Below are 13,547 nucleotides of genomic sequence, written 5' to 3' on the forward strand. Positions count from 1 at the left end.
TCTGTTTTTCGTGATGGGCTACAAAAACTCAAAGAAAAGCTCACTTGTCTAGTCGATTTTCGAGAGTATCTGCTCAAGCGCTTTCCTAAAAAATCAACTATTTTTAAAATTGTCTAGTAGTATAATTATTTTTATTTTAATCAAGGCATTTCAAAGTCTCTTCTCATAGGTATATCATTCGGTATTAATCTACTACTCTGCTTATGTTTTCTTCTGATCTGGCAAATGATGCCTCTCTAAAAAATGTACTGGAGGTAGATAGCATTATGCTTTCTTTTGGTTCCAGAAACATCGTAACAGATTGTTACCTGCAATGTTGTACAGGAGATATAATGGGTCTTCTGGGGAGAAATGGCTGTGGGAAATCTTCACTGTTAAAGATTATCTTTGGAACCCTGGAGACAGAAAATAAAAGTATCCGGATCAACAAACAGGTATATACCCATCCGTATAAGGAAGGCCATCTGATAGCTTATTTACCACAACACGGTTTTTTGCCCCAAAGCCTGACACTGAAAAAAATCATAGATTTATATATTCACACCGATTCTGGCAAAACCACTTTGCTGTCAGATGAAAGGGTAAAAAGTCTTTATGCCAAACGGGTTTCTGAATTATCAGGGGGTGAACGGAGGTACTTTGAGGTGCTGTTGTTGATTAGTATGGATGTCAAATTTATCTTGCTGGATGAGCCTTTTTCCTATGTGGAGCCAATATACAGACAAACTATTATGGATTTGATTCGTAGGTACACATCTCATATAGGGTTTATCATCACCGATCATGATTACCGGAATATTATCGAAATCAGTGATCGGATTGTATTACTTACAAATGGCGTCTGTAAGCATATCAAAAACCTGGAGGAACTGGAACGGTGGGGATATCTACCACCAGGTAAACTAGAGCATTGATACAACAGACACATCCGGCAAGTATATATTTCAAGACCACTGAAGCATTCTGGTTTTGCTTCTTTTCATACTAAGGAAGCTATAAAATCAATTGGTATAAACCTGAATTACTTTTGGGTGATACAGATTTATACCAATTACATACTCTGTTTATATGCTCTACTTACCCAGCTTTCGCATTAGTTGTAAGTGAACTCCTACCGAATAGGGACGCAATCCAAATGGAGCTTGCTGAGTATAGGTAGATTCCAACGAATAATTAAATGCAGGCATGATCGTTAATTCGTAGTTGTGATTCAACATGTAGTTGTAGCCAATACCCGCCAGAATAGTATAGTTTACCTGCTTTAATACATTCTCTTTTGAAGGAAATGTAGTCGTTTGATCCAATTGGCCGTTTACATACTGACGAGTCTGGCCTTTGAGTAACAAATTGACACCACTTCCCATAGTCAGATTAAACCTGTGGCGTCCATTCGCCTTAAAATAATAAGTAGCAGCTATTCTAAGTCCACTATAGGTATAATCGCTTACTACCTGTCTCTGTCCGGTTTCATATACGGGTGTTATCGTAACCTGATTTGGAGCAGTCACTGTACGAATAAGTTCCTCAATGTGATCTGTTCTGTAGGAATAGCCTAGCTTCTCACTAAGTTGAGATACCATCAGATGACTTTCCACTGAAAATCTCTTCGTAATGTATCTGCGTACATTCAGCCCCCATACATACTCCAGACGATCTTTGAGAGAAGAGTTAGCATTATTCATCCGGATGATCACAATATCATCTGAGGTGGATGGAACAAATGTTCGGAAGGTATAACGTGGTGCGACAAACAGACCGACAGACCATCCAGCTCTATTTTCAGAGGGAATAGTAGGTTTAATCGGAGACTCTACTTGTGGTATACTGTCAGGTTGAAATCTTGGTGTAATAGCAGGTAGTCTAACGGCTCCGGTTTGTTGAAGTGTAATATCCCGGAATGCCAGGGAATGGATAGAAGGCACAAACAGTTCAACAGAATCGTTACCTGTTCCTTTTCTGAAGTCATTATCCTTTTGAATAGGAGTACCCTGTTTTATAGAATGTGTGACGGCTGTATGTACTGGTTCATTCAAAACCTTTGCATCCGGTCTTCGGACTGAATTACCTCGTTTACGATACAATTTCTTTTTGGATGTATTGGCTACTATTGTCAAATCATCTGATGGAGAATCCGCAGGTAGTTCTGAAAACTGAGTTCTGGTAACTGTTTTTAGTGTTTTATGGCGATCAGTAAGCAGAGTACTTCCTTCTCCGGATGTCTCTGATGGTTTAGTCTTGTTTTTAGATTTGGAAATAGTTATAGTTGGTTTATTAACAGATCGTATAGGTTTTCTGTTTGCTGATGCTACCTTTTCTTGTTGAGTGGATAATATATGTAAAGATGGTGTATCTGCTGATTCTGTATTTTGAGTTTTATTGTTTTTATGAGTTGACTCTGTTACCGGACGATTATTTCCTGCCATTTCAGGAGCAGGTTTGTTTAGTGAGATATGATCTCTATACTTTATCAGCAAAGCAACTGTTCCTGTGACCAACAGCAGTACTGCCAGCCAGCCAAACAGACGCCAGCGACGCTTAGGTTGTATCTCTGCCTGAATAGATGCCCAACCTTGCACAGGGGGCTCCTCTTCGAGTTCCATCATTTTGCGACGGATTTCTTCCAGTTCTTTTTCGTTCAGCATTTCTCAGAGATTGAATATTTATGCAAAAGATCCTTTAGATAATTTTTCGCTTTTGCCAGCTGGGACTTGGAAGTTCCTTCGGCAATCTGGAGCATATCGGCAATTTCACGATGGGTGAATCCTTCTACTACATATAAATTAAATACCAGTCGATACCCTTCTGGTAACTGATTGATGAGTGCCAGCAATTCCTGACTGCTGATCTGGCTTACTATATCATCCTCTGCCGGAGAGCTTTCTTCTACCAGACTATAGTCAAGATGATCCTGGTATTTACGGTTTTTGTGGTAATGGTTAATCGCAGTATTCACAAAAATACGTCGTAACCATCCTTCAAAAGAGCCCCCATTGTATGTGCGAATATTGGCAAACACCCTGACAAAGGCTTCGTGGAATATATCTTCTGCCTCAAACCGGGACCGTGTGTAACGCATACAAACAGCCATCATCTTACGGGAATAGAGCTGATACAGCTTTTCCTGAAAAGCTGGTTTTTGCTGCTGACATCCCGCAATGATTTCCTGTTCTGAATGCACGTAGTTTAAAGTTAAAAAGGAGTAATGTTGCTATTATAGTTGGTTCGATTCCGCTGGTATTAGTTAACTTTCACCTTTACAATCACCTCCAGATAGGTATTGTAATTCTGGTCCGGATAAACCCGATAGCGAAACGAATCTTCACCAGTAAAATCTTTCGGTGGCTGGTATACATAAATGGTGTTTTTATAACTACCTGCATACTCAATAGTACGAAATGTGCCTAGCTGCGGTGCATAGACAGACCTGCCAGCCATTGGACAGATGATATCATTTTCAAATATCCGGATGCCTTTTGGTGTATTTCGGGTTGTTTGCAGAGAGTCTGCCCTCACAACATTGGTACAGTTATTGGGATCCAGAGGGACTTCTATATGAAGCCGTATTTTTTGTGTTTTGCAGGTACTTTCACTACATGCCTGATAGGTCAGACTGTCTGTCCCGAAGAATTCAGTATCAGGCTGATAATAAGTATCACCATCGGGTTGTACACTCAGTGTGCCATGAACGGGCTGACCAAAGGTAACAGTAACAGCTGTTTTCAGGCTATCATTTCCGAGTGGGTCCATCCGTATAATTCCACCTCCACCAAAGGCATAGACATCATCCTCATATAACTCGAAGTTATCAGATGATCCGGGGATTATATCTTCCGGAGTTGTACACCCTCCCAATAAAAACAAGAGTACAAGACTTCCCGTCAGGGCTCCCAGATGGCGCAAAGAGCTTTTCATTATACTTGACAATTTTAGTAAATTCCAGACACGCACAAATGCTTTCTGTGAGAGAAGACAGAATCTGTCAATGAACGGTTGCCTGAGAGGATTTTTTATTTTGAAATTTTTTAAGTATTGCGGAGAGACTGGATCGGGTGCAATGATAACTGCCCACTAAAAGGGTTACAAAGAAGGGTTTCCAGAGGGAGGAGCTATTCAGGAACCAAGGCAAATTAGTGTAATGCTCTTTTCTTCGTCTTTGTCAGTTGCTTAACGTACCAAAGCTAACCGACACGGATCTCATTGTGGTGAGGCAATGGACTTTAGCAGAGTCGGTGGAAGGATTTGTTGTTCGGGCGGTCCAGGTATTGCCAAAGGCGGGATTTTTACCACAAAAGCTCAATTGAACAACAAAAGTTGAACCTTGTGCGAAATCTCCAATCGAAGTGGTTCAGTCCCCCGCTTTGGGCAATACCTTGGTATGGGCAATTTTTTATTTCTTCTCTACTGATAAAGTCGTTAGCAACACTGCCAATTCGTTTAGTGTCATAGTGAAACCTCCCTGGAAACCCATTTCAATCATCTGTTCCATTCTTTCAAGAGATTCGTTGTAAATAGTAATGCTAACTTTAGTTATTCCATTTTGCTCACTGAAATTCAAATCCCAATTCGAACCTGGCAAATGAGGATTTTCGTCTTTGTCTGCAAATACACTTACATATTTGAAGTTAGTTTTGGGGCTAATGGACGTATAGTCTTGTATTTGCCAGCTTTCGTGTCCTTCCGGGCTAACCATTGCATAAAATCTTCGTCCGCCGACTTTGAACTCCATTGATTTGGTTTTGGAAACCCACGGTTTGGGTGCCCACCATTGGTCAAGGATTTCTTTTTTCGTAAATGCGTCCCAAACAAGTGAAAGCTCGGCATCAAACTCTCTTGTTACGAATACAGATTTGGTTGATTTGTCAACCGTAAAGTCAAATAGTAAATTATTCATTTTTATTGTTTTTTAGTTTTACTAATACATCGTCTAGCTGATTATATCGAGTCTCCCAGATTTTTCGGAATTGCTCCATCCACTTGTCTACTTCTTTTAATTTGTCAATTTCAAGTGAGTAGTAGATTTCTCTTCCTTTTTGTTCTTGTTTGACAAGTTCGCATTCTGTTAAAATGCGTAAATGTTTTGACACGGCTTGTCGTGTCGTGTTGAAGTTGTCGGCAATGGCATTTGGTGTCATTGCCTGTAATGCAATTAAGCCGATTATGGCTCGTCTCGTTGGGTCTGCAACGGCTTGAAAAATATCTCTACGCATATGCCTGTTTGTTTTAATGAAACCGATTGGTTGCAAATGTATATGCAACTTTTCGGTTTCGCAATTTTTTTTAAAAAATTTAAGTAGGTCAACAAATTTACTTATCCTGATACCGGTATATGCTGACTTATCCGCATAAAAAGTTGCTTCGTAACCTGTAATCTTGCTGTCAATAAATTATTTTATTTTTTTTATTCTCCGGGCAACCATCCTTCTTCGCTTCCTGTCTTACCTCCAAATTCATTATTCAATACACCACACAGTTAACAACTTAACACTACACATTTATGAAAACTATGAAGGTACTATGTATAGCAGCAATTGTATTTTCTGCTATCTCTTTTTCATCCTGCAAGAAAGATTCTATTATTCTGCCTGATACAGAGCACTCGTCAGACAAGCCTGGTGATTCAGAATCTCCACAGGATACGATTCCATCCGATACCATTCCGCAAGACACAATCCCAACTGACAGTGGAGATACGGAACAGCCACAGGGGCCAGGCAACCTGTTGAGTCAGATGGGTACAATCAAACTTAGCTATGATGCTACCTATCAACTGACCGGATATGATTCGTATAGCAACATAGGATATACCATTGTATATGAGAATGGCCGTCCTGTTCGTCTCAACTTTACCAAACATCCTTCGTATGCGATTTACACGTATGAAGGAGATCTGGTATCAGAGATTGTTACTTACAATGGCTATAATGAGGTATCATACCGACACCACTTTACCTATGCCAATGGGAAGCTTATCCGTGAAAGCCAGCGTAGCTATATCAGTGGCTTTCTCACTGTGGATGACTATAGCTATGACGCCAATGGCAATCTGATCCGTATTGCGGTTTCCGGAGCTGCCAGTGGGCAGGAGTCTGATCTGAAGTTCTCTTACAATGTGCTCTATGGCAATTATGACAGCCAACCTAATCCGATGCCGTTGATCAGTAGTGAGTATTATCTGCCAGGGGTTAAATTGTTTACCAATAATCCAGGTTATCGGGAAACACCTAGTTCTAAAGAATTGTATACCTATGTATATTCTTCTGCTGGTTTGCCTGTGGAACGTGCTACAAAGCTGGAAGGCTATTCGCATGTGCCTGCTGCCATACATAGATATAGCTATTGGTAAATCCAATAGGTTATTAGAATAGGACTCATTTCAAATGCAAGTAAGAGATATTCTTACTTGCATTGCTTATTTGTGTATAGCATGAGTGATTTTCGATGTGATTCAGAATGAGATAATATGCAACCTCCTTCCTTTCTTTTCTCAAATTTCTGATCTTTATTCTACTTGCAACATGGTACTTTTTTGTCACGCCACGGCGTGATAACCCAAAAAGGATATTTTTCTCCGATCCTTCAGCCCGCAAGCCCAAAGGCCAACCTGGCGGAGAAAAGATTCCCAACGTACCTATACGAACATTAGCGATTGAAGGTATCTTTGCCCTCTTTGCAGCTTCTTAAAGATGATCCATTATGTATGGAATCAAAGTAAAATTCTTTTCCTCAAAATTCAGGAGGAATCGTGTATGTGTAATAAGTCTTTTGCGGTGAATTCCGATCAAATTCTTTTTTGCCGTGAGTTATGCGCAAAGGAAAAAATGATCGGAGTTCCGGTCAAAATTTAATTTGCGGTGAGTTATGCGCACCAATGAAAGTGATCGGAATAAAAAGCAGTTTGTTTGGTGACTGATGAAGTTGGGCTGCCCTTACAAAAAAATAGTTTGCATAGAACTATGCTCAATCCCTTTCATGCGGTGAACTCTGCACAGAGAACTTTTTGGCGTCAATTCTCATCAAATTACTTTGTGAGACAAACTAAAGACAACATAAAGATATTTGATAAAATACTGCATCCGGGATGTGTCATTTTTCATCTCTTTTATTCTTATTTACAGGAAGTTATATATCTTGAGTGTTGATTTATCTGGTGTTTTATTTTTCGATTACATACAATGATGATACTTCCTAAGGAAAAGCAAGAGATACTAGACACTATTGTAAAGGACTTAAAAGGTATTACAAATGTCCAGGCGATTGTATTAGGTGGTTCTTATGCAACAGGAACAGCAACGGAGACCTCTGACCTGGATATAGGAATCTATTATTACGAAAAAGCTCCTTTTGATATCAGGGAAATACAAGCTATCGCGAAGAAATATGCAAAAGACAGTAGTCCGACAGTTACTGGTTTTTATGAATGGGGTCCATGGGTGAATGGAGGTGCCTGGGTAAAAACGGCGTATGGAAAAGTTGATTTGCTTTACAAGAACATCGAACAGATAACGACGACTATTGAGAATGCGCAGGAAGGCTTATGGGAGAACCATTTTGAGCAACAACCTCCTTATGGTTTTTCATCTATTATCTTTCTGGCAGAAACTCAAGTGTGCATTCCTTTGTATGATCCGGAAGGCATTATTGCTAAGCTAAAATCAGCAGTACAGACATATCCTCCCAAACTAAAGCAGTTGGTAGTGCAACAATCTTTGTGGTCTGCTGAGTTTACCATCTGGCATGCTGATTCTTTTGCTGTCAAACAGGATGTATATAATACACTGGGTTGTTTCACGAGAGCAATCAAAAACATAGTGACCGCCTTGTTTGCCCTGAATGAACTCTATCCAATCAGCGACAAAAGAGCTATTCAGGTTCTGGAACAATCAACCATAAAACCGCCACATCTGACAGATAAGATTAATGCTGTTTTATGTGTTGATATGGATACCCTATCTGAGAATGTGGATCTGCTAAAATCACTATTCAACGAAGTGGTAGATCTCGCTCAGGAGATGTATAAGCCTGCTTATCAGTTATGAGGATAGCTGCAATAGCACATAAAATATAATGTATATACTTATTGTACTAAAGTGCTAGCTGTACTATAGTAGCCAGAATTAGGTATCAGAAAGCAGAACTAGTTCTCTGAATCTTCATTGTCAGAGAAAATCTTCTTTCTGTGAGTTTGTCCCCATTTTGCCATTTCCCACAAAATAGGTCTCAATGTTTGGCCATACGAAGTGAGCGCATATTCAACCGTGACCGGTCTGGTGTTCATGACTGTTCTACTCACCAAACCATTGATTTCCAGCTCCTGTAGTTCTTTGGAGAGCATTTTGGAACCTATCCCTTCTACTTCCCGCTGCAGATCCATAAAGCGTTTATTGCCAAAGCTTAAACAGCCGATAATGGTAATTTTCCATTTGCCATCCAGCAAGTCCATTGTATCATGAATAGCCCTTAGCTGACTTGGACAGTGGGATGGCTTTTCGTCTATAAAAATCTTTTTTCGCATACAATATCAGAACCTACTTTCCCGGCGGAAACCACTTTCCAACGGGAAACTCATATCTAACGTAAAGGTAGTGATATTAATTTTGCTTCTACAAATCAGAATCACATGAAAACAAAATTAGAAGGCAAAATTGCCGTTGTAACTGGCGCAGCCAAAGGAATAGGTGCCGCCATTGCCCAGGCGTTAGCAGCACAGGGGGCTGCTGTTGTGGTAAATTATGTAAGCGATCAAGCCAATGCAGATCGTATTGTCAGTACAATTACAATGCAAGGCGGAAAAGCCATTGCTGTACAGGCAGACGTAGCCAACTCTACTGATGTGCAAAGGCTATTTGCGAAGGTGAAAGAAGTGTTTGGGCAAGTTGATATTCTTGTAAACAATGCTGCGATAAGCCGATTTGGTCCGGTGGAGAGCATTACAGAAACAGATTTTCAACAACAATACCACACAAATGTATTGGGGCCGATCCTTACTATTCAGCAGGCATTGAACTATTTTCCTCCAGCAGGTGGAAGCATTATCAATATCAGTTCGGTAGCCGGTCAGAATCCAGGCCCGTATACAAGCTTGTATGCATCTACCAAAGCTGCTTTAAATGCGTTAACTATTTCCCTTTCCAGAGAACTTGCACTACGTAACATTCGGGTCAATACAGTTGCTCCAGGCAATACAGATACGGAAGGAGCCCGAGCACTGGGTCTGGCTGGAACAGATATTGAAAAAGCACTGCTGGCTGCTACTCCACTTGGTCGCGTTGGTAAGCCGGAAGAAGTGGCCCCAATGGTAGCGTTTCTTGCATCCGATGATGCTGCCTGGATTACAGGAGAAAAAATAGCAACGTCTGGCGGTATGAGGTAACCTTCCAGACTGTATGAGCAGATCTACGTGTTTGTTAGCCAGGATATAAGACACGTAGATTTGCCCACTTATCCTGTCCCATATCTTTTCTGGAAATCCAGACAAATTTTGGTACAAGCAGGACAATGTTCTCTACAATCGCGCTGGGTAGTAGCTGTGGGTTGGAAATTTTTTCCTGCGAGGAAAGCCCCTTATCGTGTCCCATAACTTTTTCAGAAATAAGGGTTTTAGAGAAAATTTTCTTTTACCTCTCAACTCCATCTCTGTCCTCCAGAAAGAAACTTCCCGCCCTTGTCGGGACAGGCGTGGCAAGACCGGCGGCATTTCCGACAGGAGATAATTTTTCTCTCAAAAGCCAAACGTGGCTCTATTTGTCACAAGGTTCTTTCAGAAGGATAGGGAGTTTTTTTCTTTATTGGGCAGAAGCATCACTAGAGGTGTCGTTTTTTTGCTCACGCACAGATCTGGCTCACCAAATTCTCGTTTGGTGCTCCTGTTTTTGGGCAAGTAAAAAGTGAAAAGGCCACAAGAAGAGCGATGAAAAGTACTCTGAAGCAACATGGTTGACAAGCATACCCTGTTCTTATGCAAGGTTTTCTACTTTCTCATTCTTCTCAATAAAATCATGCATTCTTACCATACTTTCTTCGCCATCTAACGTCACTAACACTTTTTTAAATCGTATAGGTAAGCCCGTTGCTATCCATAAATTGGCATTATCCTGTATATGAAAATGAATATGTGGTTCGGTTGAATGGCCACTGTTTCCACAAAGGCCGATTACTTCTCCCTGCCTAACTTGTTGCCCCTTCTGAACCCGGATGCTACCAGACTTAAAGTGTGCAATGAATGAAAATTCCTTATCGGCATGCTGGATAATGACAAAGTTGCCCCTAAAATCACGCGTTTTCCAATCAAGAGATAGATCACCTACACCTGTATAATCTTTTACCCGGTCACTTACGGTTACCACTCTACCATCAGCAGGAGCCAGTACTTCTTTTTCGTAACAATAATAGTCGCTTAGACTTTTTCCCTCTTGTTCAAACGATTTTTTGTTTGGGTCCACAATGATAAAGTCATAGGCATACCGCTGAGTCAAAATATCCCACGAATGCGAATTCTTTTTAGTAGAACTTCCATTGGCAACAAACCACTGTCCCTGAAAAGGAAGGATAAAGTCTGTTTTATTTTGATAATTATCTCTGTCAGGAAAGCCCGAAATGTTCTTAAGAAGAATTACTATCTGTCCTAATCCCTGTAATGTTGCAGGAAAGAAGACAAAGGGGTTAAGCTGGCTTAGAAAGAAAGTAAGGTAATAGTTGTTCAGGTTTTTGATGTTCGATTCTTTTTCCGCTTCCTTCATACCCTTGAAAAGCTGTATAAAGCCAATCAGATAAAAAAGGAAAAACCATTTCAGTATGGGTATCCAGAATAATCCCAGAAAACCAATAATTCCCAAATGTTGTAATTGTGTCCAATCAATTTGTTTTAGTTTTTTCCAGGTATTCATATGATAGAGAAAGATGACCTATTCCTTCAGAGGCACCTATTGGTGAAGAATGAATAAAAAGGTAACCCAACTCTTTCAAAAGAGAAGAATGTACACCATCGAAATCATCATACAGAGATGCTGGAAAATAAAACAAGCCCAAACATTTCTATTGGGCTTGTTTTAACAGAAGGCAGGGCTTGAACCTGCAACCAGACTGATAAGGGTAGTCGTCCCACCAACCCCCCGTTGGGGGTCAACCTTTTGGGTACTTGATCAATTGCGTCTTCCAATTGCGCCACTTCCGTCGTTACACAAAGTTACTCAGAAAATGAATTTCCTCATGCAATAATTTCCATTGGCAAAAGGAGACAATGAGTAGAAATCCGGTAAAGAGAATCCGTAAATAGTAATTCCATGGCAGGAAAATTATCTTATTACTCTGTTACAGAGGATTATTAGGGATAAACGTAGTATTGACAATCTGGTGAATCACATCATCCAACTGCATGGACTTTGTTTTTAGATCAGCAACTACATGCTTTTTATCAGGATCGCTGACATCCTCTTCTTCCAGCAAATTAATCAGACCCATAATAGTTGCAACAGGTGCTCTCAGTTCATGAGAGCTCAGAGAGGCAATTTCCCGCAGACGGGCATTCTGCTGTCTGATTTCATCCTGAGCGGCCAGTTGCCTTGTTACATCACGAGCTACACAGGCAGTTCCTGTTACCTGACCTATTTCATTATAAATAGGGTTGAAGCCTACTTCCTGAATAATTTTAGCTTGTGTAGTAGGGTCTGTAAACTCGTTGTAGGCACGAAAAGAATTGCCCTCAAAGGCTTTGTCGTAGAGTTTTTTGTATTTCTCTATATACAGGCTTTGTTCATTACCACTGACCCGTTCATGCAACTGCATACCGGGCTGGATATCAATCTGAAATATTCTGAAAACAAACTCTTTGTATGCTTTGTTCGCAAATAGGATACGTCTGTCACAGTCTACAGACCAGATATTGTCTTCCGTATTATTGATCAGAGCCTCCAGTGTTTCCTTGGTTCGCTTAATCTCCATCTGGATCAGATGTTGTTTCGTAACATCCAGTCCAACTCCCTGAATTTCTTTTACCTCTCCGAATTCGTCTTTGACTCCCACAATATCACATTCCAGCCAATGGATCTTTCGGTCTTTGTCCCATCGTCTGTGGGTAATATGGATTACCTGGCCAGGTTTGTTTTTTGCTTCCTGATAAATTTCTTTCACCTTTCCAGCATCATCGGGGTGCCAGAAGTCCGATATTTTCTTTCCAATCAGATCCGACTTTTTTTGTCCGAAATCCCGGCTGTAGGTATCATTCACAAATGTATATTCCTGGTCCGGATTGATACGAAACAATAGTGCGGGACCCGCATTGATGACTGACTCAAGAAAAGTGATCTTTTTTTGCGATTCTCTTCTATGAAATAAGATATCTGTCACATCTCGAATAATATGCATCAGAACTTCATGTTGGGTATCTGGCAGTATAAATCGCACCATTTTTACCTGTACCCATTTTAAGGTACCGTCTGCACTGATAATACGGTGTGTGAGTTTGACTTCTCCTGATTGTGTCAGTTGTTGTGTACTGCGGACTACTTCATTCAGATCCAGTGGGTCTATGATTTTTTCCCATAAACCGGGCTGCTGCTTCATGTCAGCCTCACTATACCCGGTAATCCCCTCTACTGCAGGACTAATGAACAGGTATTGATTGCTGCTGATGTCAAAAGCCATAACGGCATCTTCCAGCGCAGATAATAAGAAATGTAATAACGGCATGTGAAAACCCTGTTTCGCTTACTAAGAGTGTATTCTTAAATCTAGTAAAATTTCCATTTAAAATTTGAAAATCGAAGGGGAATATTGAGGGAAATACTATTTCTATTCGCTAATTTCCAGCGAAAACAACACTATCAATAGATTATCAAGAAAATTTATCTGGATATTGAAAAATGAAGTATGCGGAGATAGGCACATTTTTCAAAGTTTGTTTTATTTAATTGCCTATCATAAACCTTTAAGTTAATCCAAATGAATAAACTACTAGGGATAGGTATATTTTCGGTATTGAGTATTTTGACAGGTTGCAACAAGCCATATTATACCATAAAAAAGCAAACTACAAACAAGCTATTGTTACTCAAGCTGAAGAATGAAACAATAGATAGTATTCCATTCTTTTCTGAAAAATATTCCAGATTTTATGTAAAAAGTAATTCTATATTCATTACAGACATTACCTCTTCTATAAATATCATTTACATTCATTTAAGGAAAATTACTATTGAAAATAATAAGCTTTCAAGAGCTTCTCCCAAATCAAAAATAATTCTAAGTATCAATCCTGAATATGATAGATTAATTCGTCTGTCCTTTAACAAAGAATCGCTTTTTACGAGGGTTTATAAAAATGGAAACATGATCGAACAGATTGTACCCCTAACAGATTAGTAGGGATGAAATCAAAGTGTATAGTTAGCTAGTAACTCGACTCTTTCTTTGTTTTTCTATTTTACAATGTAAGCGTTTAGAAGATACTTTTCGTTTAATCCGTTTCCCGGTAAGTACTAACTAAGCATATACTGCTCACAAGTAACCCGCTTTTTCGTTTTTTGTCCTCCTGAAAGGATCTCGTGGCAAGA

General features: G+C 39.9%; 14 protein-coding genes and 1 tRNA gene. 5 read left to right on the forward strand and 10 right to left on the reverse strand.

Annotated elements, in window-relative coordinates; translation table 11 throughout:
• The first annotated feature begins 203 nt into the window (after window positions 1-203).
• Window positions 204-914, forward strand: coding sequence for an ATP-binding cassette domain-containing protein (locus QNI22_RS39700; RefSeq protein ID WP_314520166.1), 711 nt, complete (start codon window positions 204-206; stop codon window positions 912-914).
• Window positions 915-1,073: 159 nt separating this feature from the next.
• Here the strand turns inward: QNI22_RS39700 and QNI22_RS39705 are convergent, their stop codons facing one another.
• The 5 genes from QNI22_RS39705 to QNI22_RS39725 form a co-directional block, all read right to left on the reverse strand.
• Window positions 1,074-2,642, reverse strand: coding sequence for an outer membrane beta-barrel protein (locus QNI22_RS39705; RefSeq protein ID WP_314520168.1), 1,569 nt, complete (start codon window positions 2,640-2,642; stop codon window positions 1,074-1,076).
• Window positions 2,636-3,178 carry an RNA polymerase sigma factor gene (locus QNI22_RS39710; protein WP_314520170.1) on the reverse strand — a complete coding sequence of 181 codons (543 nt, stop codon included), beginning with the start codon at window positions 3,176-3,178 and terminating at the stop codon, window positions 2,636-2,638. Before QNI22_RS39710 ends, QNI22_RS39705 begins: the two co-directional genes overlap by 7 nt.
• 59 nt (window positions 3,179-3,237) lie before the next feature.
• A complete protein-coding gene (locus QNI22_RS39715; RefSeq protein WP_314520172.1) occupies window positions 3,238-3,912 on the reverse strand; it encodes an Ig-like domain-containing protein in 675 nt (224 codons plus the stop codon).
• Window positions 3,913-4,387: 475 nt separating this feature from the next.
• Window positions 4,388-4,891, reverse strand: coding sequence for an SRPBCC family protein (locus QNI22_RS39720; RefSeq protein ID WP_313981714.1), 504 nt, complete (start codon window positions 4,889-4,891; stop codon window positions 4,388-4,390).
• Window positions 4,884-5,207, reverse strand: a complete 324-nt coding sequence (locus tag QNI22_RS39725) for an ArsR/SmtB family transcription factor (RefSeq protein WP_314520174.1) — start codon at window positions 5,205-5,207, stop codon at window positions 4,884-4,886. The genes QNI22_RS39720 and QNI22_RS39725 overlap by 8 nt, the downstream gene beginning before the upstream one ends.
• Window positions 5,208-5,503: 296 nt before the next feature.
• Between QNI22_RS39725 and QNI22_RS39730 the strand changes: the two genes are divergently transcribed.
• Together QNI22_RS39730 and QNI22_RS39735 are read left to right on the forward strand one after the other, a co-directional pair.
• Window positions 5,504-6,343 (forward strand): hypothetical protein, encoded by an 840-nt coding sequence (locus QNI22_RS39730; protein ID WP_314520175.1) that lies wholly within the window; start codon window positions 5,504-5,506, stop codon window positions 6,341-6,343.
• Between the two features lie 829 nt (window positions 6,344-7,172).
• A complete protein-coding gene (locus QNI22_RS39735; RefSeq protein ID WP_314520176.1) occupies window positions 7,173-8,036 on the forward strand; it encodes a nucleotidyltransferase domain-containing protein in 864 nt (287 codons plus the stop codon).
• 98 nt (window positions 8,037-8,134) lie between these two features.
• Here QNI22_RS39735 and QNI22_RS39740 read toward each other — a convergent pair whose 3' ends face one another.
• Window positions 8,135-8,512 carry a winged helix-turn-helix transcriptional regulator gene (locus QNI22_RS39740; protein WP_314520179.1) on the reverse strand — a complete coding sequence of 126 codons (378 nt, stop codon included), beginning with the start codon at window positions 8,510-8,512 and terminating at the stop codon, window positions 8,135-8,137.
• A 105-nt stretch (window positions 8,513-8,617) separates the two neighbouring features.
• Between QNI22_RS39740 and QNI22_RS39745 the strand changes: the two genes are divergently transcribed.
• The gene (locus tag QNI22_RS39745) at window positions 8,618-9,370 is read left to right on the forward strand and encodes an SDR family NAD(P)-dependent oxidoreductase (RefSeq protein WP_314520181.1); all 753 of its coding nucleotides are present in this window, start codon (window positions 8,618-8,620) and stop codon (window positions 9,368-9,370) included.
• 34 nt (window positions 9,371-9,404) lie between these two features.
• Here QNI22_RS39745 and QNI22_RS39750 read toward each other — a convergent pair whose 3' ends face one another.
• The 4 genes from QNI22_RS39750 to QNI22_RS39765 all read right to left on the reverse strand — a co-directional run bounded on the left by QNI22_RS39750 (window position 9,405) and on the right by QNI22_RS39765 (window position 12,684).
• Complete coding sequence (locus QNI22_RS39750) at window positions 9,405-9,575, reverse strand: hypothetical protein (protein ID WP_314520182.1); 171 nt, start codon at window positions 9,573-9,575, stop codon at window positions 9,405-9,407.
• Between the two features lie 378 nt (window positions 9,576-9,953).
• A complete protein-coding gene (locus QNI22_RS39755) occupies window positions 9,954-10,883 on the reverse strand; it encodes a M23 family metallopeptidase (RefSeq protein ID WP_314520184.1) in 930 nt (309 codons plus the stop codon).
• A gap of 164 nt (window positions 10,884-11,047) precedes the next feature.
• Window positions 11,048-11,170: transfer RNA gene (locus tag QNI22_RS39760), tRNA-OTHER, on the reverse strand.
• Between the two features lie 137 nt (window positions 11,171-11,307).
• The gene (locus QNI22_RS39765) at window positions 11,308-12,684 is read right to left on the reverse strand and encodes a PAS domain S-box protein (protein ID WP_314520185.1); all 1,377 of its coding nucleotides are present in this window, start codon (window positions 12,682-12,684) and stop codon (window positions 11,308-11,310) included.
• Between the two features lie 252 nt (window positions 12,685-12,936).
• Here QNI22_RS39765 and QNI22_RS39770 point away from each other — a divergent pair, with 252 nt between their 5' ends.
• On the forward strand, window positions 12,937-13,356 hold the full coding sequence (locus tag QNI22_RS39770; RefSeq protein WP_314520187.1) for a hypothetical protein: 420 nt from the start codon (window positions 12,937-12,939) through the stop codon (window positions 13,354-13,356).
• The last annotated feature ends 191 nt before the right edge of the window (window positions 13,357-13,547 follow it).

It is taken from the genome of Xanthocytophaga agilis, from assembly GCF_030068605.1.
Lineage (GTDB): Bacteria > Bacteroidota > Bacteroidia > Cytophagales > 172606-1 > Xanthocytophaga > Xanthocytophaga agilis.